Consider the following 23,477-nt stretch of genomic DNA (forward strand, 5'->3'; position numbering starts at 1 on the left):
TATACACAACATGAAATTATTATTATTGGGAAACCTGGGGACAACAGAAGTCATTGTCATTCTGCTTATAGTGCTTTTGATGTTTGGTGGTAAAAAAATTCCAGAGTTAATGCGCGGTTTGGGAACGGGTATTAGAGAATTCAACAAAGCTAAAAACAACATCTCTAATGAAATTCGAGAGGGGATGAGAGATGCCGATCGCAAAAGCATTGATTCCGAGAACAACTAACTTATTTACATAAAGACTATCCATAATTATGAAAGTAACAATGCTTTTATGCAGTATGCTTATGTGCTTTTATGCACAGCAGGTATCTGCACAAAAAGTCGGGCATGTGAATTCAGTCCTCCTGATCGATTCGTTAAAGGAAGCCAACCAAGCTTCAATTGCTCTAAAGCAATACGAGCAATCTTTAGCCAAAACCGGCGAAGAAATGATAGCAAGTTTCCAGCAAAAGCTGAAACAATATCAGGAAGAATCCAAAAAGGGAAACTTTACCATCAATCAGCAGAAGCAAAAGGAATCGGAGTTGGAAGTTGACCAGAATGCCATCGTCAATTACAGAGAATCCATGCGAAGCAGTCTCGATAAAAAAAGACAGGAATTGGTTAAACCCATATTGGAGAAAATTAATAATGCCCTCAAGGAAATTGGCAAAGAGGAGCAATATCAGTTTATTTTTGACAGCTCAGTCGGAATGCTTTTTTTCAGAGAGAGTGACGACTTGTTCAGCAAAGTTTTCAAAAAACTGGAACCACAAAACTAACAATCGTTAGTTTTTAGTCTTCAAAACGGAGGTGCTTGACCGTGGTGTCGTTTTCGATGAGTTTTTTCAGGGAATCTATTCCGATCTTCAAATGAAGATCCAGGTAGTGTTTGGTCACCAATTGGTCACTGGCTTCGGTTTTAACACCTTCCGGGATCATAGGCATATCTGATACCAGTAATAAAGCCCCTGCCGGAATTCTGTTTTTAAAAGATGCTATAAAAATTGTTGCTGTTTCCATGTCGATTGCCAGGGCACGAAGACGGGTCAGATATTTTTTAAAATCCAGCCGATGTTCCCACACTCTTTTATTGGTGGTATAAACCGTACCGGTCCAGTAATCTTTCTCGTATTGCCTGATCGTTGTGGATATGGCTTTTTGCAATGCAAATGCAGGCAATGCAGGAACTTCAATCGGGAGGTAGTCGTTTGACGTACCTTCTCCCCTGATGGCTGCAATGGGCAAAATAAAATCACCCACTTTGTTTTTCCTGGATTTGAGGCCTCCGCATTTTCCTAAAAACAAAAGCGCCTTGGGATGAATTGAAGTCAGCAAATCAACTACCGTACCGGCATTGGGACTGCCCATTCCAAAATTAATGATCGTAATGTTGTTTGCAGTTGCATTCGGCATAGACCGGTCTCTGCCCAACACCGGTACCTGATGCCATTCGGCAAAAAGATCCACATATAAATTAAAGTTGACCAAAAGAATATACTGCCCAAAATCTTCCAATGCAGTACCCGTGTATCTGGGTAACCAATTTTCGACAATTTCTCTTTTCGTTTTCATAGGCTTCAGTGAATCAATGGGCTTTTGTTTATCGTGTAAGATACATATACCGCTTCGCATCGATCTCTCTGAAGTAAGGATCATAAAGATCTTTGATGAAATGTATGGCTTCTCCGGTTGATTTCATTTCGGGTCCAAGGCTGATGTCGACACCGGGAAATTTATTGAATGAAAAAACAGGTACTTTGATGGCATAGCCCTGGAGCTTATGCACAATTTGAAAGTCACTCAGCTTTTTATATCCCATCATAATTTTTGTAGCCATATTTAAATAAGGCACCTGATAGGCCTTGGCAATAAAAGGTGTGGTCCTCGATGCTCTTGGATTGGCTTCGATCACAAAAACCTGATCGCCTTTGATAGCAAATTGGATATTGATCAGTCCCCGGATATTCAACCGGAAAGCTATGGCTTTTGCATATTCAATCATGGTTTGTACAGAAGCTTCACTCAGGCTGTATGGTGGGAGGACTGCCGAACTATCGCCGGAGTGAATACCGGCAGGTTCGATGTGCTCCATAATTCCCATGATGTGTACATCTTCACCATCGCAAATGGCATCGATCTCCGCTTCTTTGGCACGTTCGAGAAACTGATCGATCAATACCTTATTATCGGGCATATGTTTGAAAATGGAGAGTACATGTCGTTCGAGTTCTTCATCGTTGATGACAATTCTCATTCGCTGTCCACCAAGTACGTACGATGGTCTCACCAATACCGGATATCCAATGTTTCTTGCGACTCCAAGGGCCTCATCAGCATCCGTTGCTACACCATATTTTGGATACGGAATCCCCATTTCTTTCAACAGGTCCGAAAATCGCCCGCGATCTTCTGCAATGTCCATGTTGTTGTAATCCGTACCTATAATAGGGATGCCTTTTTTGTGAATTTTTTCAGCAAGTTTTAAAGCAGTTTGTCCACCAAGCTGCACAATGATTCCTTCGGGTTTTTCATGTTCGATGATCTCCTCGAGATGCTCCCAGTAAATGGGTTCGAAATATAGTTTGTCGGCTATGTCAAAATCCGTTGAAACGGTTTCAGGATTACAATTCACCATAATCGCTTCCAATCCTTCTTCGCGAATGGCCATGACGCCATGCACACAGCAATAATCGAACTCAATACCTTGTCCAATGCGATTGGGTCCTGAGCCCAGGACAATTATTTTTTTCTTAGGATGTGAAACACTTTCGTTTTCAGAATCAAAACTGGAATAGTAATAGGGCGTCTTGGCTTCAAATTCTGCCGCACAAGTGTCGACAAGTTTGTAAACTCTCCGGATGTTTAATTTCAATCTTTGTTTGGTAACGTCTTCTTCTTCCACCCGCATTAACCAGGCAATCTGGGCATCGCTGTATCCGCTTTTTTTGAGTTCTTTGAAAAAATTGACAGGAATATCTTCGGGTAAATTGTATTTCATCAACTGGTCTTCCATTTGGACCAGCATTTTAATTTCTTTTAAAAACCAGGGATCAATTCCGGTGAGTTTGTAAACAGTCTTTTCAGGAACCCCAAGTCGCAACGCATCTTTAATTCTAAAGATGCGATCATCGCTTACGACTTCAAGCCGCTCTAGAATATCTTGCGTATTGATCCATTCTTTTTTGTCGGCTCCCAATCCGTGACGGTCATTCTCCAATGACTGACAGGCTTTTTGAAGGGCTTCCCGGAAGCTCCGTCCAATAGCCATGACCTCTCCTACAGATTTCATCTGCAAGCCAAGCCGGCGATCTGCTCCATGAAATTTTTCAAAATTCCATCTGGGCATTTTGACGATCACATAATCCAACGAAGGTTCAAAATAAGCAGAGGTTGTTCCGGTGATTTGATTCTGCAATTCATCAAGTGTATAACCAATGGCAAGTTTTGCGGCAATTTTTGCGATCGGATATCCGGTGGCTTTGCTCGCCAAGGCAGAAGATCTGGATACCCGTGGATTAATTTCCACAGCGATGATCTCTTCGGTATCCGGATTCATGGCAAATTGCACATTGCATCCTCCTGAAAAATTTCCAAGAGATCGCATCATTTTAATGGCAGTATCCCGCATTCTCTGAAATCCCGTATCGGATAAGGTCATGGCTGGGGCTACTGTGATGCTGTCGCCGGTATGGATTCCCATGGGATCGAGATTTTCTACCGTGCAGATGATGACTACATTGTCTTTTTGATCCCTGAGCAACTCCAGCTCAAATTCTTTCCATCCCAATACTGCTTTCTCAACCAACACTTCGTGTGTTGGCGAAGCATCCAAACCTCTTCTCAGGGATTCGTCAAATTGGTCTGCTTTAAGCACGAAACTTCCACCTGAACCACCTAAGGTATAAGATGGTCTTATAACCAAAGGATAACCTATCTTTTGTGCTGCTTCTTTACCCTCGAGAAAGGAGTTGGCTATTTGAGATTGTGCCACACCAATTCCCAAATTGATCATGTGTTGTCTGAAGAGTTCCCTGTTTTCTGTAAGTTCAATTGCAGAGATATCGACACCGATCATTTTAACTCCGAATCGTTGCCAAACATTTTGTTTGTCAGCTTCAATGGCCAGATTCAAGGCAGTTTGCCCCCCCATGGTAGGCAATACTGCATCGATCTTCCTTTCTTCAAGTATTTTAACGATGCTTTCGACTGTAAGAGGCATCAGGTAAATATGGTCTGCTGTTACAGGGTCAGTCATAATGGTAGCTGGATTAGAGTTGATCAGACTGACTTCAAGCCCTTCTTCCCTTAAAGACCTTGCTGCCTGTGTTCCAGAATAATCAAATTCACAAGCTTGTCCTATAATGATGGGCCCGCTTCCTATGATCAAAACAGACCGGATCGAGTTGTCTTTTGGCATTAAATATTAAATTTGGCGCAAAGATAAGCTTTGCAAGAAGAACACAGTGATCGAAGCCCGATTCAACTGTTTCTCTGAAACCTCATCCTGAACAAATTATACATGACAAAACCAAAGGTTCTGATTACCGACGATGTGCATCCCATGTTGATCAATGCACTGATTTCTAAAAATTACGAGGTGGATTACATGCCGGATATCAGTCTGCAAAAGACCATAGAAATAGTAAAGGAATATGAAGGACTCGTGATCAATAGTAAAATCAAAGCTGACCGTTCTTTTATTTTGGCGGCAGACAAACTTAAATGGATTGGAAGACTCGGTTCCGGAATGGAAATTATAGATGCTGTGGCCGCCCGGGACAAAAACATTCACCTGATCAATACACCGGAAGCCAATTGTCAGGCCGTTGCCGAACATGCCTTAGCCATGATTCTGAGTCTTTTCAGAAATCTGAAACGCGCAGACAGTCAAGTAAGAGCCATGACATGGCTGAGAGAAGAAAACCGGGGCAAAGAGCTTCAGGGTCAGACAGTTGGAATCATTGGTTTCGGCCATACAGGCCCCGCTTTTGCCAAATTATTGTCCGCTTTTGATGTTAAAATTCTCGTTTTTGACAAATACAAGCAGCATTTGGAAACCGGGTACCGTTATGAGCTTGTAAAGAATGTCGAAACGATTCAGAAAGAAGCCGGCCTGATCAGTCTCCACATTCCACTAAACCCTGATACGAAACATTTGATCGATGAAGAATTTATAAATTCTTGCAGCCATTCTTTTTATCTGATCAATACTTCCAGGGGTCCGATTGTTAAAACGACCGATCTGATCGACGCGCTTAGATCGGGCAAGGTTCTGGGAGCCTGTCTGGATGTCTTTGAAAACGAGCATCCTTTGAATTTTTCCGAAACGGAACGAAAACTTTATGAAGATTTGTACACCTTTGATCAGGTAGTACTGAGTCCGCATATTGCGGGTTGGACCCACGAGTCCAAACTTAAAATTGCTGAAGTCCTCTTGGCTAAACTGGAAGCATGGCTATGGAATAACATGTCTTAAATATTGATAATCAAGAGGTTATTTTTATCATCTTCAAATGCATGAAATAATTTAAATGCCTGCTGGTTAAATAGGTTTGAAATGCATTTAGAAATTCTTAACATTGCGAAATTTTTAAAGGATAATTTTTTCAAATTCACATTATGGTCAAACGTTTAGTACTCATTTTCCATGCTGTCATTCTTATGTCCATAGCCGCCATGGCACAGACCGCATTGGCGGGAAAAGTTTCGGACAAGGATAATGGTGAACCCATAATTCAATGCGCCATAATCTTATTCAAAAACGGGATCCAGGTAACCACCGTGGTCACCGATTTTGATGGAAATTATAGCGTACAGTTGGATCCGGGGAAATACGATGTCGAAGCAAGATATGTGGGTTACAATCCACAAAGAGTTACGGGCATCAACGTTTTAGGGGGTAAAGCCAATACCCTGAACATCAAAATGACTTATGGTCTTGCTCTTGAAGTTGTGGAAGTTGTAGAATACAGAGCTCCGTTAATAGAAAAAGATAATACAACTCAGGGATCCGTCATCACCGCCGAGAAGATCAAAAACATGCCGGTTAAAAATATCAATGCGGTTGCAGCTACATCTGCCGGTCTCTCCAGCGTAGACGGTGGGAATGCTTATATACGGGGAGGTCGTTCGGATGCTACCGTTTTTTATCTGGATGGTTTGAGAATCACAGGAAGACAAATACCAACTTCCGAATTGGAACAATTACAGGTGGTCACTGGGGGAATTGAAGCTCAATACGGAGATGTCACGGGAGGTATCATTGCACTCACAAGTAAAGGCCCTTCCTCCAAATTTTCAGGAGGTGTTGAGGCGGAAACTTCAGAGGGACTGGATCCTTATGGCTACAGACTGTTAAGCTTGAACCTCAGCGGTCCCATCTGGAAACAAAAATTGACTGATTCAACTTACGGGCGCACCATTTTGGGTTACCGCGTAGCTGGTCAGTACAATTATCAGAAAGACGATGATCCTCCGGCTTACCCGATCTACAGAGCCACAGAATCATCCATATCGAGATTATCAAGGGATCCTCTGAATTTATTGGGCGGAACTCCTACCGTGTCAGGCCAATTCCTGGAAGATAACGAAATCGATGTGCTCGACTACAATCCTAATGAGGACAATACGGCTTACGATATCACAGCAAAACTGGATTTCCGGCCTGTTGAAAATATCGATATCTCTATCTCGGGTAATTATTCCGATGTAAACAACCGCTTCAATCCAGGGGATGACAATACCACAGGACAAGGTGCCTGGACTTTATTGAACTGGATCAACAATCCCGTACAAGATAGTCGGATTTACCGGGCCAACATCAGATTACGCCACAGATTAGGGAGGTTGGTTGATTTAGGAACAAATCCCGGAGAAGAGGGAGCCGCAAGTTCAAATATCCAGAATGCATACTATACCCTTCAGGGAGGTATACAGAAATCCTTAACTGAAACTCAGGACTGGAGACATAAGGATCGTCTATTTGATTATGGTTATATAGGCAAATTCCCGGGCCACTATCAATGCGAAACCAGAGAAGGGGTACACTCAGGTTGGACCTTTCTCGTCGATGGTTTCGATCCTGCAGGCAGTCCTAATCCGTCTTATGCTGCACTGAATCAAATTGGAATCACAGAACCTCAGTTGCTGGATGGCTACAGGGCTTCCAATGGTAGATTGAGCTCGGCTTTCGACAATACCTGGTCAGGTTTGAACAATAACGTGGGAGGAATTTACAACCGATATAATAAGACTGATAATGACCTGGTTACTTTACAGGTTACCAGCGGATTTGATTTTCTACCCGGGGGTTCAAAAAGCGGCAGACACAACATTCAATTCGGTCTGGTATATGAACAAAGGGTGTCGAGAAGTTATACAGTTGCTCCATTTGCACTCTGGAATTTGGCCAGGCTTTATACCAATAACCATATTTCCGGTGTTGATACCACAGTAGTGGTTGGCTTTGATCCGGACTGTGGCGATTTGTACAGAAATATCATTACACCATCACCTGAATCCAGATTTTATAGAGAAGTCAGACGTAAAATATTGCCTAATATTCCTATCGACTCAGCTATTTATCAATACGTGAATGTTAACGAATTGGGTGCAAATGATTTGAGTCTCGATATGTTTTCTGCTCAGGAACTGACCGATCAGAGTGCCATTGGTTACTCTGGCTTTGATTACCTGGGAAACAAATTAACCGGAAATGCAAAATTTGAAGACTTCTACAAAATCATCGATGCCGATGGAAATAAAGCATTTACCGTAGCTCCGTTTTCTCCGATTTATGCAGGTGGATATATTCAGGATAAATTTACTTTTAAAGACATTATTTTCAGGCTCGGATTTCGCGTAGATTACTACGATGCCAATACTAAAGTGTTGAAAGATCCTTATTCTTTATATGGCATCATGGGGGCCAAATCATTTCACGAAATCAATGGCACCAACAAGCCCGGATCCATTGGAGATGATTATAAGGTATATGTCACGGGAGAACGCTCTACTACAGTTAGAGCATATCGCAACGGCGACCAATGGTACAACTCATCAGGTACACCTGTGAATTCTTCCGATCAGATCTTTACGAGTAATCTTGTATTCCCGGCTTACGTAGAACCGGAAGATACCATTCGTTCTATCAAAAGGGCTACATTTAAACTCGACGATTCATTTGAAGACTATGATCCTCAAATTAATTTTATGCCGAGGTTGGCATTTTCTTTTCCTATCTCAGACAATTCCAACTTCTTTGCACATTACGATATCTTAGTTCAAAGGCCAACTTCGAATGCATTTGTTTCACCCCTTGAATATTATTATTTTAATGATCAGGGACGCACACCGGCAAATAATCCAAATCTGAAGCCCAGCAAGACCATCGATTACGAAGTTGGTTTCCAACAAAAAATTTCCAATTCATCTGCAATAAAATTATCGGCTTATTATAAAGAATTGAGAAACATGATCAACAGAATAACCTACAGCCGCGTTGCGACTGTTGGGACTTACGACAGCTATGGAAACATCGATTTCGGTACCGTAAAGGGATTTAACTTTACTTACGATTTAAGAAGAACCGGAAATATCGAATTCACAGCTGCCTACACCTTACAGTTTGCAGATGGTACGGGTTCTGATCCGGAATCTCAATCGGGTCTGACCCAGAAGGGAATCAATATCAGAAATATCTTTCCGTTCAATTACGACGAGCGCCACAGATTTGCATTTACTGTGGACTATCGTTACCAGTCAGGCAAGGCTTATAATGGTCCAAGAATTGCTGGCAAAGATATTTTTGCCAACGCAGGAGTTAATCTCCAGATCATCACCGCATCAGGGCGTCCTTATTCGCCGGGAACACAGATCGTCCGTTTTGGCGGATCCGGATTCCGTGGAGATATCAATGGAGCGCGTTTGCCCTGGAATTTTGGAGTGGATATGCGAATAGATAAAAATTTCAGTCTGGTAAAAGGCAAGAATCCACTGGACCTTAATATTTATCTCCGCGTGCAAAACTTATTTGATACCAAGAATGTAATTGCCGTATACAGGGGTTCAGGAGATGCCAAAGACGATGGTTATCTGAATTCTGATCGCGGTGCTGCAGAACTGGATAATGTGATCACTTCTTATGGAGAAGATTACGTCGATTATTTCGTAAACCAATATAACTACAGGGTTCTGAACCCTGACAATTTTACGCTGCCTAGAAGAATATTTATAGGTGCGATATTGGAATTCTAATTTTAAAAATTTAAAAAATAATATGAAATATTCATTTTTTATTTTCATTCTTTTATTGTCTTTTAGCAATGGTGTATTTGCACATAAGCCATCAGAGGCTTATCAAAAACAAAATGCATCCGGCAAAAAATTACAATTGCGAGGGGGTGCCTGTGCACCTGCAACAAAACAAATAGACCTCGACATCAATAACGTCCGGGCAAGACTCCTCAATGGTGGCGATTGCTGGTGGGATCTTAACCGCGGAAGTTATATCGTTCCTAAAGTGGAACCAGGGTCCAACAAAGAAGAAGTTTCTGCAATTTTTGCCGGAGCCGTTTGGGTTGGAGGAAAAGACCCTGCTGGAAACCTTCACATGATGGGTCAGACGTTCAGAAGTTCCAGTGAAAATGATTGCTGGCCAGGTCCATTGACCAATCTTGGAGAAACCGATATGGACATTTGTTTGAAATGGGATCAGTTTTTCACAGTTTTAGGATCAGACATTCGTACCCAGCAAAAAAATTTCAGGCTGGTCAGGGGTATTCGCGATTTGAACATCGATGAAATTCCCGAAGATGTTTTATACTATCCAGCCAGAGGTAATAAATACTTCTCACAGAAATATAATTTTGAATTGCCTGATCCGGTTCTGTATCCTCAGGGTTTAGGTTTGTTCTACGAATATCCCGAATCGGAAGATGGAATCTATCAACCAGAGAAAGGCGAATTTCCGATTATCGATATCCGGGGATGCCCCGAGCCGGTTTTCCCCGACCAAATGATCTTTTGGATTTACAACGATAACGGAGGGATCCACACCAACTCCAATGGAGAGCCCATTCGTATGGAAGTCCAGGTCCAGGCTTTTGGATTTACTACCGGTGATGAGATCAACGACATGACCTTCCAGCGATATAAATTGATCAACAGAGCTCCACAGGATCTCGAGGAATGTTACTTCGCTATGTGGGTCGATCCCGATTTGGGATGTTATTCCGATGATTACATTGGATGCGATATCGACCGCAGTCTGATGTTTATCTACAACATCGATGCTTCGGATGGAAACAACGGTTGCAATTGCGATCGTGGTGTTAACACCTATTGTACTGAAATTCCTGTTTTAGGTGTTGACTATTTCAGGGGTCCTCTTGACACGAATGGTTTGGAGATTGGGATGTCTTCTTTCATGTATTACAACAATCCAAGTGGAGGCGGGAACCACCCGGCTGCCACTACAGACCCGCAATTAGCCACAGAATATTACAATTATCTCACAGGTAGATGGCGCGATGGAACACCATTGACAAGGGGAAACACAGGTTACAATCCTGGCTCTGTGGACTCTTCCAGATATGCCTTTCCTGGCGAACCCAATGACCCTGCTGGCTGGAGCATGTGCTCCGTGCAAGCTCCGGAAGGAGACCGCCGTACATTACAGGCTACTGGTCCTATGTTGTTAAAACCAGGCGCTATCAACGAATTGATCATTGGTGCAGTCTTTGTTCCCGATCAAAATTATCCTTGCCCGGGTCTTGATGAATTGTTTGCAGCCGATAACCTTTCGCAGGATCTGTTTGACAATTGCTTCAGGCTTAAAGACGGTCCTGACGCTCCGGATGTTGATTTTATTGAACTGGATCGCGAACTGGTTATGGTACTTACCAATGATATTGGATCCAATAATTATCATGAGTCTTGGGCAGATAAAGGAATTGGTTTACCTCCAGGGGTGGATAGTCTCTATCGTTTTGAAGGTTACCGCATTTTTCAATTGGCAGATGCATCAGTCACATTGACAGAGGCTGTTATTGCCGATCCTACAAAGGCAAGAGAGATCTTTACCGTGGATCTGAAGAATAATATCACAAAAATTTATAACTGGGTAGGTACAAAAAATCCAAACCCGGATCAGACAACACATCCGATTGTGTATAGTCCTGTCGAAAAGGTTTCAGGTGCGGATGTAGGTATACGCCATACATTCAGAATTAAAGAAGACCAATTTGCGACCAGCGACCGGAGACTGGTCAACCATAAAAAATATTATTTTGTGGCCATAGCCTATGGTTATAACAATTATAAAAGCTATGACCTCGTGGAAAACCTCGGACAAAGAACACAGTATTGTCCTGGCCGATTGAACATCGGGCCGAATGGAGACGGTAAACCATATACGGCGGTTCCCAGACCTCAGGTTTACGAAAAATTAAATGCAGAATACGGACAGGGATTTGAAATCACACGCCACGATGGTGTGGGCGCAGGCCATATCGATCTGAAATTGAAGTCTGATATGTATGATAAAATGCTGAGTCCAAATTTTGATGGGAAAATCACCTATCAGGGGGGCAGTGGTCCGGTTGAAATAAAAGTTTACGATCCGCTTCGGGTTAAAGACGGAGATTACCAGCTTCGTTTTACCGATGCCAATTTGAATAATACAAAATTAGACGACCCGGTAAACTGGATGCTGATCCGGACCAATTCAAACGATACCATTTTTGCTGAATCCGATATCAACCAGTTCAATGAACAGGTTATGAATAAATTCGGAATATCTGTGGCGATAGGTCAAACCGTTGATGCCGGCAGCGATTCCACCAATACTTGTGGAGTCATAGGAGATGGTTTGTATTTTGATTATAAAGATCCCAATGGATTGAGGTGGTTAATTGGCCAACCCGATAACAACGTCGGGCAGGTTGATTTTATACAAACCGGACTCGGACAATCCCGCTATTTATTAGACCCTCAGGAGTGTTTTTCAAATCTGGGTGGCCCGGAAATTGAGGGAACCTGGTATCCTTACAAGCTACCTGCTGATTCGTTTAGTATAACTCCGGTTTGGATTGATCCATTGTCGAAAGTTACACAGGGTACCATGAAAATGTCGGAGCTCAATAACGTAGATATTGTATTTACTTCTGATAAATCAAAATGGAGTCGTTGTGTAGTCATTGAAACCTGGAATTCTAACACGACAATGGATCCTAATTTACTAAAATTGTACAAGAATTTTGCAATTAAAAAGAATCCATCAGTTACTAAAGATGATTTAGATGGAGATGGTTTGCCAGATATAGATACAAACGAGGACAGTACAGGCTATGGTTGGTTTCCGGGATATGCTGTAGATGTTGAAACTGGAAAACGATTAAATATTTTCTTTGGAGAAAATTCATTTTATTCAAGCGATAATGATTTGCTCAATTTTCCTGCCTGTACTCAAAGAGGATTAACAGGAAATGACATGATGTATAATCCAACTGATGAATACGTAATTTTGGATCAAGGATGTCCATTTAATGCACTAATCTCTGAATTAGGAGTTCCTCTGGGAGGTCATCATTACATTTATGTGACCAAGACCCCCTATGATTCCTGTAAGTCCTTCAGAGCAGGTCTGAATTCAACAAGGATTGCAGATAAGAACAGATTATTCCGTGATTTCACCTGGTGTAGTATGTCGGTGATCAATCAGGGAATGCAAATGAATTCATATAAGGATGGTCTGATACCTAATGACGTGACTGTGAGATTGCGTGTGGATAATCCTTACCAATACGCGGTTGGTACCAATGAAAACAAAGGACATAATTTATATTCCTTTACGGTTTCGGGTTTTGAAGCCGATGTTGTGGTTGATCAATCATCCTTTACAAATGCATTGGACAATGTGAATGTGGTACCTAATCCGTACTACGGATTTTCGAATTATGAAACGGGACAATTTTCTAATGTTGTCAAAATTACCAACCTTCCGGCAAGCTGTACAGTAACCATCTACTCTGTCGATGGTAAATTTATCAAGCAGTATAAAAGAGATGAGGTTCCTGTGAAGAGAAGAGGTTCCAATCCGGGCATTGTAGAAACGCAAATCACACCAGATCTCGAATGGGATTTGACGAATTTTAAAAGCATACCGGTATCGAGTGGGGCATATATCATACACATTAAAGAAAACACTACCGGAGCTGAACGCATCGTGAAGTGGTTTGGTGTAGCCAGAAAATTCGATCCATCCGGATTATAATTAGAAAAAATTTAACCTGCCCGGAAAAGAAACCGGGCAGGATTTTTTGAAATTAATAAATTCATGTTTTATGCATAAAAAGTTACTTAGCCTCGTCATCTTATTAAACCTAGCTGTTATAGCCTTTGCGGGAAATCCCGACAGACAGGGAGAGGCGGGCGCTTATGAGTTGTTGATGAATCCATGGCCAAGAAGCGGCGCACTCAATAGCTTGAACGCTTCGCGCGTGGGTGGAATAGAAGCCATGATGCTGAATCCTGCCGGACTTTGCAGGATCAACAATTGGGAATTGGGGATTGCTCAAACCAAGTGGCTGCGACCCAGCGGTATTGAAATCAGCTCAGGAGCTTTCGCTACAAAAGTGGGCAAAAATGGTACATTGGGTATAGCATTGATGAGCATGAACCTGGGTGATATTAAAGTGACTACAACCACTAATCCCGAAGGAACCGGAGCATTTTATTCTCCTAATTTCAGCAATATTGCTATTGGATATTCGCATTTATTTGGCAACAAGATTTCTGTTGGATTCCTTGTGCGAGGAATTTCAGAAGGGATTCAGGACTTAAGTGCGTTTGGTATGTCTTTGGATGCAGGAGTACAATACGTTACCGGTGATGAAAACAATTTTAAATTCGGGATTGCTCTCAGAAATATTGGCGGCCCGATGAGTTTCAGCGGCGACGGGCTCTCAGCGCAGTTAAAAAGTCCTGAAAATACAGACCTCACCTACAACATCAGACTTACACAATTTGAATTGCCATCGCAATTGCATATCGGTGTTTCTTATGATTTTAATCCTTCCGGACAAATTGGTTTCACACCCATTGTCAATTTCACTTCCAATTCTTTTGGAAGAGACGAAATTGGTGCCGGTGTCGATACCAGACTGACTAAATATCTGGATCTAAGAGCTTCTTATAAACTGGAATTGGGAGAGGCTATCGAAGGAGATGTCAATACTGCTCATACAGGTTTAGCCGCGGGAGTCACAATAAATGTTCCTTTGAGTAAGAAGAACGACAGCAGACTGGCTATTGATTATTGTTACAGACATTCTGATCCGTTTGACGGAACCCATCAACTTGGTTTGAGGTTAGAATTTTAATTTTCCCTGAACTAAACAGGGGTATTATGTTGTTGTAATATTTAAAGAGCAAAAAATAAAACGTTTGTCGCCCCAAGCGGCAAGCGTTTTTTTACTTTAATCAGCCAAATAATTGAATCATGAATGGATTGAATTACATGACCCAGGAAGGTTATGATAAGCTAAAGCACGAACTGGATCATTTAAAAACTACCGGCAGACAAGATGCGGCCAAAGCAATTGCTGAAGCCCGGGAAAAGGGCGATCTTTCGGAAAATGCAGAATACCATGCTGCTAAAGATGCACAGGGTATGTTGGAGTTTAAGATTCATGAGCTGGAGAAAAAATTGATGAATGTCAGAATTCTTACAGAAGACGATATCGATACCTCCAGTGTCGCCATGTTAACCAATGTCAGGATTAAAAATCACAAGGCGAACAAAGAAATGACCTTGAAGATCGTTTCTGAAGCTGAAGCGGATGTGAAAGCCAGTCGAATTTCTGTAAATTCACCAATCGGACAAGGGCTCCTGGGTAAAAAAGTAGGAGAAAGAGCCGTGGTCAATACACCTGCCGGCGAAATGGTTCTCGAAGTTCTTGAAATAACCATCTGATGGCAAGCATCTTTACCCGTATTATCGGGGGTGAAATACCCTGCTATAAAGTTGCGGAAAATGAATTTTGCTTTTCATTCCTGGATATTAAGCCCCTTGCCAAAGGCCATTGCCTGGTCATCCCTAAACAAGAAATTGACTATATTTTTGATGTGCCGGATGAGCTTATAATAGAAATGATGTTGTTCTCAAAAAAACTGGCCGTAGCTTTAAAAAAGGTAGTTCCTTGTTTAAAAATTGGAATGAGTGTCATTGGACTCGAAGTACCTCACGCACACATTCATTTGGTTCCGCTCCAGCAAATTTCAGATTTAAATTTTAGCAATCCACGAATGCAATTTTCAGAAGAGGATTACAAAGAACTTGCTGAAAAAATATCTCAGGCATTTTCAAATGTATAATGGCATTTAGTGATTCATTATTAATAGAAAAGCCAATGAATACAAAAGTGAATTACCCTGGAGGGATCACTTTTTCCGGATTCTTTTCTATGAACTTTTTCCACCCCGTGGATGCTTCTTTAGGTTTTTCAGGGGATTTGATTTGAAATGACAGGCATAGGGCAGCTGCCAGTGCATCCGATGCATCAAAATATTTGGAGTTCATTTTAAAATTGAGAATGGATTCCAACATGCCGGCTACCTGTTCTTTACTTGCATTTCCATTTCCGGTAATTGACTTTTTTATTTTTTTTGGTGAAAACTCGTGAATTTCAAGACCCATCACCATGGCTGCGGCAATAGCAACTCCCTGAGCACGACCCAATTTGTGCATACTTTGTGCATTTTTTCCAAAGAATGGAGCTTCAATGGAAAGCGCAAATGGTTGATACTTTTCGATCAGTTCCTGAATGCTTAAAAATATTTCTTTTAATTTATCCTGATGAGAATCGATCGACTTTAAGTGCAAAACATTAAATTCAATAACTGAAGTATGATTATCTTTGAATTCAATGATTCCGTAACCCAGTACATTTGTACCCGGATCAACACCCAAAATGCGAAATGACTTATGCATGCCATGGCAAATGTAATCACGATTGACGAATTGGTGTTCTCATGAATAATAGTCAGGAAGCTTTGTTTTCAATTTGGAAGAATGCGATCAGAAAGCCTGGTTTTACTTGGATGCCTCTCATGGCTTTTGTTGGTTTATGGATTGTACTTCTCAATGAGCTAAACGTATGGAAGTTCAATTTTTATTTTTTTGATTATTATTTTTTAACGGCCCTGTTTTTCATCGTTTTTTTAATTCCCTTCAATATCGGATTTGAGGCATTGAAGTTTTCGGTGATCAGAAGGTCTGGGTTTTCTGTTTGGGACAATGCAATTAAAATTTGCATGGGATGCTGTATGCAATTCTTATTGCCTTTTGGATTGGGAATGGTGACGGGGCGAATTTGGAATTCTAAGGAAATTGATAAACGCGCGCAGATAGAAGCAAGCATTTTAGGTGGTACCATGCAATCAATTAGCAACCTGAGTGGTTTGGTTTTACTGGCAGTGCTTCCAACGACAATGCTCAAGCCAATATCAGGATTAATTCCGGATTGGGGTCGGTATACCATTTTGTCGATATTGTTGTTCTCAGGGTTCATATTATTAGCTACATGGTATTTTAGAAAGTGGCAGGGGTGGTCAATTTGGAAAAAAATAAAACCTCTGGGTTTTATGTGTGTGGGAGAAATAAAATGGAGCTTGAAGAAACTGTCTGGTCTTTTTGCCTGGAGTATGATGCGGTATTTTATTTATTTGTTGCAATGGGTTTTGCTGCTGGCTTTGGTTGGTAAGTTGAGTCTGACCGAGTCACTTGTGGCGGCGATTGTATATTTGATTGTTTTGACCTTTGTCGTATTGCCCCCCGTTTTTTCGGTTGCTTCGCGCAATATTATTGCCTGGACGGTATTTGGTGCTTTTGGCCTGGAACCATCTATGAGCATCTTTTTTAGTTGCCTTATTTTTTTGTTAAACAATGCGGTCCCTGCAATGTTCGGATTTCTTTTTTTGTTAAAAGCAAAAGATGGCTCATAAAATTTGTATAATCTGTGTATTCATTGCTGTAATGTCTGGCCTGGCATTCAATCCGGCAACAAACAGCAAATCCGGGGAATCTGCTTTTGGAAATGGAGAGAAGCTGGTTTATAAGATTTTCTATAACTGGAATTTCGTTTGGCTGACGGCTGGTGAGGTGCATTTTGAAATCAAAGAAGAAGAGGATTTGTTTCATATTGAAGTCACTGGAAAGACATACGCGTCATACGAATGGTTTTATAAAGTGAGAGATAAGTACCATTCCTATATTGATAAAACAAGCGGTTTGCCAAAACTCTACATCCGCGACATCCAGCAAGGTAATTACAGAAGATATGAAAAGGTAGTTTTCGACTATGATAAACGAATGGCCTACAGCTATACAGGAAGAACCATGTCAGATTTGAAGCTGACTGAAATTCCATTGGATAAGCCCTATTACGATATGATTTCGTGTATGTATTATTTGCGAAGTCAGGATCTGCAGAAATTCAGTACAGACAAGAAAACGACGTTTAATATTTTGCTCGATGATGAAAAATATGAATTGGGTTTAAAGTTTAAGGATTATAAAAAATCCTTTAAAATTAAAGATTCAGGGACGTACCGGATCTTTCATGCAGTCGCAGATGTCATTTCTGGTCATGTGTTCGACAAGGATGCCAAAATAAAATTGTATGTAGGTGACGACCACAATTATCTGCCTGTTTTGATTGAATCACCCCTGGTGGTAGGTTCAGTAAAAGCCATATTAAGTAGTTGCAATAATTTAAAACACCCTTTCGACTCCAAAATAGAATGAGCAGAAAAACCAAAAAATTCCCCGATAGAAGAACAGGATAATACTTTGGGGATCGAAGGATGAGTCAATTATAAAGTCGAAATCATAACTTTTCAACATCTTCTAAAAGATACATTAAACGGTTGATGTCGACTGAATTTAAAATAAGCTTGCCTTTAATGTCAATAGGCTCTGATGTATAGGGAATGGGCTTGTTGGCTTTTATTTCGACGACGGTTTCCGGCCCGGCTTTTCCGCAAAAAAAACAACTGGCGTATGGGAACGCAGAAAACACAAATTCTGTATGGCTCTTGAATCCATCTGTAGGGATAATATAGCCTTTCAATTGTATGATCTTTCCTTCAAGCGCTTTGAGTTCCTTACTGAATATGGGTTTATCTACCTTAATACCAAGTAACTCGTCGTATTCTTTTTTATAGGTTACTTTCGCTAAAGCCGGCCACATGTTTTGAGCCTGTGCCTCAGTTATAAATGCCATACAAACAATGGTTAGTATGGTCATGGCCCCATGTTTAGAAATAGATTTTATAATGTGCGTATTCATGATTCTTGGCTCAAGGTAAGGTGAATGTCGGTTTTCATGGCCCGGATGGCTGGTATCAAAGCTGCAATCAGACTCAATAGGCAGGCAGCTAACGGGATCATCCATTCTCCTGGAACGAGGACAGATGATCTGATGCCATACTTCATTTCAAGTTGAAGTGTGGGCTCGAGAATGGCAAGAGCTCCGTGAGCCAGCAGCATCCCGGCAATTATGCCGGTGATCGTCAACAGAGTGGCCTCTGCCAAAATCCACAACACGATTTTTAAAGGGCTTGCACCTGCAAACCTCAGCAAAGCCAGTTCGTATTTACGTTCTTCCATAGCTTGCCATAAACTGATAAACAAACTAAGCATGGAAAGCAAGATAAGAGCCAGAAGTACAAATGAAAGCAATTCACTGGCTGTTCCTGTAAGTTCGTATAAACGGTTAAGCTCAATGGCAGGACTTGCTGCCATGATTGAAGTATTCTCGTTGATGCTCCTGCCAAAATTCAAACTTTGAATATTAGTGCCTTTAAACTCCAACAGCAATGAGGTGACAGATCCCTCAGTTTTGATAAGATCTTCATTACTGAGGCAGGCTGGCCCATGGTGATGTTCGGAATGATCCTCAGCCAGTTCGTCGTGATGCAAAGCCCAGTATGAAGATATAGTCACGAATATCAATTGGTCGGTCACCGTCCCGCTTTGATTTAAAATACCCTGGACTTTAAACTGGTGCGAATCGTGCTGATGGGCATTTTCATTGTCTGATTGAAATCCATGTCCGGAAATGAAAGTATCTCCTAAACGAAGGCCTGTTTTCCGGGCAACTTCTGAACCGAGTACAGCTTTGAAATCGTCATCAAAATTATGGCCTTCCCGAATTCTGGCATTATAAAAATCGAGGAAAGCCGTGGTAGTGCCTACCAGTCTGAATCCTGCATATTGATCTCCAAGTGCCAGAGGCAACGCTTGTTGAATAATTGGGTGATTTGATCTCAGGAATGCCTTAGATTCTTTCAGTGATATATTGCCGGTTGGAAAATCTAAATGAAATAAATTGCAGAGAACGGATTGGAGCGGACTTCCTTTTGCAGCGAGAATGAGGTCTGTTTTGCCCAGGTTTTTATTGAAGTGATTTTCAAATTGACTGTTTACCAATAAGCCCAGTGTGATGAGGCCTCCGGAAAAAACGAGTAATAGCAGATTGAAGCCGGTATTCAGCCGCCGGTGCCATAAATTCTTCCAGGCCAGATGAAAGGCATTCATGTAAGCAGGATTTGGGTTTCGAAATAATCTTTTAATCTCGAATCATGGCTCACCACGACCAGGGAAGCCTTGTGGATTTCTGCCTGGTCTGAAAGCAATTTTGCCACGACAAGAGCACGTTTGTCATCTAAAGAAGAAGTTGGTTCGTCTGCCAATAACAAAGCTGGTTGATTGATCACTGCTCTGGCCAGGCTGAGCCGTTGAGCTTCCCCCTGTGATAAGGAATTTGGAAGTTGCTTTGCTTTGTCGCTGAGATCGAGTATTTTCAATAGTTCTATGATGCGATCCACATCCTTCTTTCGACCGGAAAGTTTTTGAAAAAGTTGAAGATTTTCAGTAATATTCAATGCATTTAAAAAATGAGGCTTTTGTAATACAAGCCCAATGTGGGCAGCCCGGAATCGGTCGTGTTCATGCATTGGCAACTTTTGAAATTCCTGTCCGGCAATTTGAATACTTCCGGAATCAGGAATGAGCAATCCTGCGAGTAAATGCAATAAAGTAGTTTTTCCGCAACCAGAGGGGCCTAATATCAATACGGCTTTACCTGCTTCGCATTGTATATCAGGAAATTGAAATACGCGATTCGCAGAGCGATACTTGAAGGAGACCTGACTGGTAGATAACATGTTATTGTCAATAAAAAAAGCTGTACATCAGGCACAGCTTTCATTTTTAAGATTTATATGAACGATTACTTCATTAAAATATAACACAAAAATATCTTATTGCTTAACCCATTTTTTTGTCGTACTCGATCCACCACTTTCTATTTTTGCAAAATAAATACCTTTCTCGAAGTGCTGAACATTCAGTTCAAAACCATGGTTTTGCAATTGAATGCTACTGTTATACATAACTTTTCCCAGCAAATTCGTAATGACCAAGTTTGCATTTTTTTGTAGGTTTTCAGGGAAAATAATATTTAATTTCTGAAATACCGGATTGGATTGGATGTGGAAGGGAAGAATTTTCTCCTGAGTGGTGGCTGTAATGACATCATTCGCTGATCCGCTGTTCAGGATCTCTTTGGTCGTTTCTTCCTGCACCCATACCAACGTATAAATTTGATTAGGCACCCAGGAAGGCTGGAGGGTATATGTAAAGGATTTGGCAACGGATCCACCCTGATTGCTGAGATCTATTTCATCGCCACCTGCATCGCTTGCAAAATCTCTGAATACATCGTAATGAACTTTTTCGCCATTGGGTGAAGCATATTGCAAAACGCGTTCGACAATGGCAGCATAGATGCGATATTTACCTGCTGGTTTTGTACCTAATGTTTTGATTTCAATATTCGAAATTCGCATATCCGTACCGGCATCTTTAACTAAAATCTGTATAGGGGATTCTTTTTTTATTTCAGCATCCATGAATGAAGCATTGACAGAAGATGCAGATTTTTTTGTTGTACCGTTGAAAACGATGGTAGGAGTGCCTAGAATTCCATAAAAGTTGCTGCGTTGATTTTGGTCATCTTTATTCGCCTGATAGAGCAGACAGGCCGAATAAGGAATCGGAGGGTGAATGGATATGTGATGATATTTGTCTTTATAATTATTTAAAAGGTTATAGTAACCTGGATTTGTCGCCGCACAAACCCCGCAACGTGTATTGGTGAAGTGTTCCATAAAAACATAGCGCTTGGCTTGCGAAAAAGAATGGCTAATTACAGATAGGAAACAAAAAGAAATAAGTAATTTTTTAGTCATGTTCATCATATTTAAGTTTCGGAATGCAATAATAACGAATGGTTGTTGAAGATGTTTAAGAAAACCATAGGCTTCTATATTAATTTTAGTTAAATAATTTCAGGCGCCCCCCTTCCAAAATTGCAACTTTGTCGTGGCTTGTGGAAAGTTGACGAATACGATTAATTCCAGAATATAATTCTGTTTCAATTCCAGTTTTTTGGCTAAAACCAAATATTTTGTTGTTTTTTATCTTATATATGGACTTGCTGTTGAGGCTGGCTGTTTCGAGGTCGGGGTCTTTCCAATGATCATGTTCAAAAAGTTGGGTGGTGAAGCTTTGTATCCCGACGTATCTGCAAATGAAATAGATTTTATCCTGAAACTTTAAAATCGAGACATCTCTCCCTTTGACAGGTAAGTTTAATCCGCTATAAATAGAATTTTCAATTTGTTGCGTGTGATAATTTTTGATATAGAGTTTATTTCCGTCATATAAGATCAGCCGTTCGCTATCAAAGTGACAAATCCTTGTGTTTTCACTCAATTCGGGTTCATACAATGTTTGGATTAAATGCAACTGGGCATCGAACAGGCTCATTTGGAAATCTCCTGGATAGTATAAAATAAGTTTAAAAGGGTCGCTGACATCCAGTGCAACTTCATTCCAGTTGTTTTGAAGAGTCGTCTGGTGAAGCAACTTAAAATTTACATCGTATTTTAATAAAGTTTTATCGGATTGACGGAGAACATATATATTTCCAAGTGGATCCAATTGTATCAAATCTGCCTGAATCGCGGTATCCAGCAACAATTTTAAAGTCTGTGAATACGCAGACGTGAAAACAGCAATCCAGAGTAAATTAAGAATAAGGAAAAACCTGGTCATTCTTATAAAAATTAAGTTGAACATGGCCACCTTCCATGCTGGCATATGACCTGAAGCTAATCCAGTCTCCTAAATTTATATAACGGGATTTTTTATTCGACAATAAATAGTCGATTGGCAAATGACGGTGTCCAAAAATATAGTAATCACAATCATTTTCGGGTAGATGTGATTCGGCAAATTGAATCAACCATTCTTTTTCAGGTCCTAAAAACTGCTGAACCGCATCCTGTGCTTCCCTGCTTTTTGAACTGAAATAGTTGGCTAAACCGATGCCGACATCCGGATGAAGCCATCTGAACATCCTTTGGGCAAGTGGATTGGTAAATAGTTTTTTAACCAGTTTATAACCATGATCTCCCGGACCGAGTCCATCGCCGTGACCAATAAATAATTTTTTGCCCTGAATTTCCCTGATGATTGGATTTTTGTAAATTGGAATATCCAACTCCTTTGTAAAATAATCAAACATCCAAAGGTCGTGATTGCCGGTAAAAAAGTGAACAGGTATATTTTTTTTTCGCAACGCATACAAGGCGGAAAGGATACCTGTATATCCTCTGGGAATCACTTTTTTATAATCAAACCAAAAATCAAAAACATCTCCTACAAGGTACAATTCAGCTGCATGATCTGAAATGCTTTCAAGCCAATTCAGGATGTGCTGCTCCCTATCCTTACTATGTTCAGTTTCGGATTTCAGGTGAAAGTCGGATGCAAAATAAACGACTGCCAAAAGATAAATTATGTGGGATCAGTAAACCTGGGATCTGCTTCCATAACAGTGCCACAATTGGGGCAGGTCCTGAGTTCTGAAGAGTTGTAATATTCCTTGAACCGTGGTAAGAAGTCTTTTTCAATATTTTCAAGATGAAAATAACTATCGTGAAGTTTGGTATTGCAATTCTCGCAAAACCACATCAGGCCATCCATATCCTGTTCGCGCCGTTTTGCTTCGATGACCAGTCCGATGGTTCCCGCGGGTCTCATCGGTGAATGGGGCGTTTTCGCAGGAAGGAGAAATATTTCCCCTTCGCGTATGGGTATGTCCACAGGTTTTCCATCTTCCTGGATCCGTACCGTGATATCGCCCTCTAATTGAAAAAACCATTCTTCCGTTTCGTTGTAATGGTAATCTTTCCTCGCATTCGGGCCTGCAACGACCATAACAATAAAATCATCGGCTTCCTGATAGAGGTTCCGGTTGGCAACAGGTGGTTTGAGTTCAGAGCGATGTTCTTCCACCCATTTTTGGATATTAAAGGGTCTGCGTACAGGCATGGTTTTAAAATTTAGGATAAAGATA

20 protein-coding genes are annotated in these 23,477 nt (G+C 41.0%); 10 read left to right on the forward strand and 10 right to left on the reverse strand.

The window, feature by feature from the left end; all coding sequences use genetic code 11:
- Positions 1 to 10 precede the first annotated feature (10 nt).
- Positions 11 to 229 (forward strand): twin-arginine translocase TatA/TatE family subunit, encoded by a 219-nt coding sequence (locus IPM34_02815; GenBank protein MBK8954472.1) that lies wholly within the window; start codon positions 11 to 13, stop codon positions 227 to 229.
- Between the two features lie 28 nt (positions 230 to 257).
- Positions 258 to 767 carry an OmpH family outer membrane protein gene (locus IPM34_02820; protein MBK8954473.1) on the forward strand — a complete coding sequence of 170 codons (510 nt, stop codon included), beginning with the start codon at positions 258 to 260 and terminating at the stop codon, positions 765 to 767.
- Positions 768 to 780: 13 nt separating this feature from the next.
- Here IPM34_02820 and IPM34_02825 read toward each other — a convergent pair whose 3' ends face one another.
- The gene (locus IPM34_02825; GenBank protein ID MBK8954474.1) at positions 781 to 1,560 is read right to left on the reverse strand and encodes an AMP nucleosidase; all 780 of its coding nucleotides are present in this window, start codon (positions 1,558 to 1,560) and stop codon (positions 781 to 783) included.
- Positions 1,561 to 1,588: 28 nt separating this feature from the next.
- On the reverse strand, positions 1,589 to 4,405 hold the full coding sequence (carB, locus tag IPM34_02830) for a carbamoyl-phosphate synthase large subunit (protein ID MBK8954475.1): 2,817 nt from the start codon (positions 4,403 to 4,405) through the stop codon (positions 1,589 to 1,591).
- Positions 4,406 to 4,507: 102 nt separating this feature from the next.
- Between carB and IPM34_02835 the strand changes: the two genes are divergently transcribed.
- The 6 genes from IPM34_02835 to IPM34_02860 all read left to right on the forward strand — a co-directional run bounded on the left by IPM34_02835 (position 4,508) and on the right by IPM34_02860 (position 15,363).
- Positions 4,508 to 5,464, forward strand: a complete 957-nt coding sequence (locus tag IPM34_02835; GenBank protein MBK8954476.1) for a hypothetical protein — start codon at positions 4,508 to 4,510, stop codon at positions 5,462 to 5,464.
- A 143-nt stretch (positions 5,465 to 5,607) separates the two neighbouring features.
- Positions 5,608 to 9,243 carry a TonB-dependent receptor gene (locus IPM34_02840; GenBank protein MBK8954477.1) on the forward strand — a complete coding sequence of 1,212 codons (3,636 nt, stop codon included), beginning with the start codon at positions 5,608 to 5,610 and terminating at the stop codon, positions 9,241 to 9,243.
- A 22-nt stretch (positions 9,244 to 9,265) separates the two neighbouring features.
- Positions 9,266 to 13,261, forward strand: a complete 3,996-nt coding sequence (locus tag IPM34_02845) for a hypothetical protein (protein ID MBK8954478.1) — start codon at positions 9,266 to 9,268, stop codon at positions 13,259 to 13,261.
- A 70-nt stretch (positions 13,262 to 13,331) separates the two neighbouring features.
- Positions 13,332 to 14,369: a PorV/PorQ family protein gene (locus IPM34_02850; GenBank protein MBK8954479.1), complete on the forward strand. Its 1,038-nt coding sequence runs from the start codon at positions 13,332 to 13,334 to the stop codon at positions 14,367 to 14,369.
- A 119-nt stretch (positions 14,370 to 14,488) separates the two neighbouring features.
- Complete coding sequence (gene greA / locus IPM34_02855; GenBank protein MBK8954480.1) at positions 14,489 to 14,962, forward strand: transcription elongation factor GreA; 474 nt, start codon at positions 14,489 to 14,491, stop codon at positions 14,960 to 14,962.
- Positions 14,962 to 15,363: an HIT family protein gene (locus tag IPM34_02860; GenBank protein ID MBK8954481.1), complete on the forward strand. Its 402-nt coding sequence runs from the start codon at positions 14,962 to 14,964 to the stop codon at positions 15,361 to 15,363. Before greA ends, IPM34_02860 begins: the two co-directional genes overlap by 1 nt.
- A 52-nt stretch (positions 15,364 to 15,415) precedes the next feature.
- On the opposite strand, the gene ruvC is transcribed toward IPM34_02860, so the two are convergent.
- Positions 15,416 to 15,979 (reverse strand): crossover junction endodeoxyribonuclease RuvC, encoded by a 564-nt coding sequence (gene ruvC, locus IPM34_02865; protein MBK8954482.1) that lies wholly within the window; start codon positions 15,977 to 15,979, stop codon positions 15,416 to 15,418.
- A gap of 41 nt (positions 15,980 to 16,020) precedes the next feature.
- On the opposite strand from ruvC, the gene IPM34_02870 reads away from it, so the two are divergent.
- On the forward strand, positions 16,021 to 16,992 hold the full coding sequence (locus IPM34_02870) for a hypothetical protein (GenBank protein ID MBK8954483.1): 972 nt from the start codon (positions 16,021 to 16,023) through the stop codon (positions 16,990 to 16,992).
- Positions 16,982 to 17,794 (forward strand): DUF3108 domain-containing protein, encoded by an 813-nt coding sequence (locus IPM34_02875; GenBank protein ID MBK8954484.1) that lies wholly within the window; start codon positions 16,982 to 16,984, stop codon positions 17,792 to 17,794. Before IPM34_02870 ends, IPM34_02875 begins: the two co-directional genes overlap by 11 nt.
- 82 nt (positions 17,795 to 17,876) lie before the next feature.
- Here IPM34_02875 and IPM34_02880 read toward each other — a convergent pair whose 3' ends face one another.
- From IPM34_02880 to IPM34_02910, 7 genes are all read right to left on the reverse strand, one after another.
- Positions 17,877 to 18,296 carry a hypothetical protein gene (locus tag IPM34_02880; GenBank protein ID MBK8954485.1) on the reverse strand — a complete coding sequence of 140 codons (420 nt, stop codon included), beginning with the start codon at positions 18,294 to 18,296 and terminating at the stop codon, positions 17,877 to 17,879.
- A 38-nt stretch (positions 18,297 to 18,334) separates the two neighbouring features.
- On the reverse strand, positions 18,335 to 19,588 hold the full coding sequence (locus IPM34_02885; GenBank protein ID MBK8954486.1) for a hypothetical protein: 1,254 nt from the start codon (positions 19,586 to 19,588) through the stop codon (positions 18,335 to 18,337).
- Complete coding sequence (locus tag IPM34_02890) at positions 19,585 to 20,217, reverse strand: ATP-binding cassette domain-containing protein (GenBank protein MBK8954487.1); 633 nt, start codon at positions 20,215 to 20,217, stop codon at positions 19,585 to 19,587. The genes IPM34_02885 and IPM34_02890 overlap by 4 nt, the downstream gene beginning before the upstream one ends.
- Before the next feature lie 96 nt (positions 20,218 to 20,313).
- Positions 20,314 to 21,303 (reverse strand): Omp28-related outer membrane protein, encoded by a 990-nt coding sequence (locus IPM34_02895; protein ID MBK8954488.1) that lies wholly within the window; start codon positions 21,301 to 21,303, stop codon positions 20,314 to 20,316.
- Between the two features lie 85 nt (positions 21,304 to 21,388).
- A complete protein-coding gene (locus IPM34_02900; GenBank protein ID MBK8954489.1) occupies positions 21,389 to 22,171 on the reverse strand; it encodes a hypothetical protein in 783 nt (260 codons plus the stop codon).
- The gene (locus IPM34_02905) at positions 22,146 to 22,916 is read right to left on the reverse strand and encodes a UDP-2,3-diacylglucosamine diphosphatase (GenBank protein MBK8954490.1); all 771 of its coding nucleotides are present in this window, start codon (positions 22,914 to 22,916) and stop codon (positions 22,146 to 22,148) included. The genes IPM34_02900 and IPM34_02905 overlap by 26 nt, the downstream gene beginning before the upstream one ends.
- Positions 22,916 to 23,452, reverse strand: coding sequence for a 3-hydroxyanthranilate 3,4-dioxygenase (locus IPM34_02910; protein MBK8954491.1), 537 nt, complete (start codon positions 23,450 to 23,452; stop codon positions 22,916 to 22,918). Before IPM34_02910 ends, IPM34_02905 begins: the two co-directional genes overlap by 1 nt.
- Positions 23,453 to 23,477: the final 25 nt, after the last annotated feature.

The organism is Saprospiraceae bacterium (genome assembly GCA_016716185.1).
Classification (GTDB): Bacteria; Bacteroidota; Bacteroidia; order Chitinophagales; family Saprospiraceae; genus Vicinibacter.

Bases quoted from the DNA above. Each gene is read 5' to 3' on its own strand.
- IPM34_02815 (MBK8954472.1), top strand. From the start codon at position 11: ATGAAATTATTATTATTGGGAAACCTGGGGACAACAGAAGTCATTGTC.
- IPM34_02820 (MBK8954473.1), top strand. From the start codon at position 258: ATGAAAGTAACAATGCTTTTATGCAGTATGCTTATGTGCTTTTATGCA.
- IPM34_02825 (MBK8954474.1), bottom strand. From the start codon at position 1,560: ATGAAAACGAAAAGAGAAATTGTCGAAAATTGGTTACCCAGATACACG.
- carB (MBK8954475.1), bottom strand. From the start codon at position 4,405: ATGCCAAAAGACAACTCGATCCGGTCTGTTTTGATCATAGGAAGCGGG.
- IPM34_02835 (MBK8954476.1), top strand. From the start codon at position 4,508: ATGACAAAACCAAAGGTTCTGATTACCGACGATGTGCATCCCATGTTG.
- IPM34_02840 (MBK8954477.1), top strand. From the start codon at position 5,608: ATGGTCAAACGTTTAGTACTCATTTTCCATGCTGTCATTCTTATGTCC.
- IPM34_02845 (MBK8954478.1), top strand. From the start codon at position 9,266: ATGAAATATTCATTTTTTATTTTCATTCTTTTATTGTCTTTTAGCAAT.
- IPM34_02850 (MBK8954479.1), top strand. From the start codon at position 13,332: ATGCATAAAAAGTTACTTAGCCTCGTCATCTTATTAAACCTAGCTGTT.
- greA (MBK8954480.1), top strand. From the start codon at position 14,489: ATGAATGGATTGAATTACATGACCCAGGAAGGTTATGATAAGCTAAAG.
- IPM34_02860 (MBK8954481.1), top strand. From the start codon at position 14,962: ATGGCAAGCATCTTTACCCGTATTATCGGGGGTGAAATACCCTGCTAT.
- ruvC (MBK8954482.1), bottom strand. From the start codon at position 15,979: ATGCATAAGTCATTTCGCATTTTGGGTGTTGATCCGGGTACAAATGTA.
- IPM34_02870 (MBK8954483.1), top strand. From the start codon at position 16,021: ATGAATAATAGTCAGGAAGCTTTGTTTTCAATTTGGAAGAATGCGATC.
- IPM34_02875 (MBK8954484.1), top strand. From the start codon at position 16,982: ATGGCTCATAAAATTTGTATAATCTGTGTATTCATTGCTGTAATGTCT.
- IPM34_02880 (MBK8954485.1), bottom strand. From the start codon at position 18,296: ATGACCATACTAACCATTGTTTGTATGGCATTTATAACTGAGGCACAG.
- IPM34_02885 (MBK8954486.1), bottom strand. From the start codon at position 19,588: ATGAATGCCTTTCATCTGGCCTGGAAGAATTTATGGCACCGGCGGCTG.
- IPM34_02890 (MBK8954487.1), bottom strand. From the start codon at position 20,217: ATGTTATCTACCAGTCAGGTCTCCTTCAAGTATCGCTCTGCGAATCGC.
- IPM34_02895 (MBK8954488.1), bottom strand. From the start codon at position 21,303: ATGACTAAAAAATTACTTATTTCTTTTTGTTTCCTATCTGTAATTAGC.
- IPM34_02900 (MBK8954489.1), bottom strand. From the start codon at position 22,171: ATGACCAGGTTTTTCCTTATTCTTAATTTACTCTGGATTGCTGTTTTC.
- IPM34_02910 (MBK8954491.1), bottom strand. From the start codon at position 23,452: ATGCCTGTACGCAGACCCTTTAATATCCAAAAATGGGTGGAAGAACAT.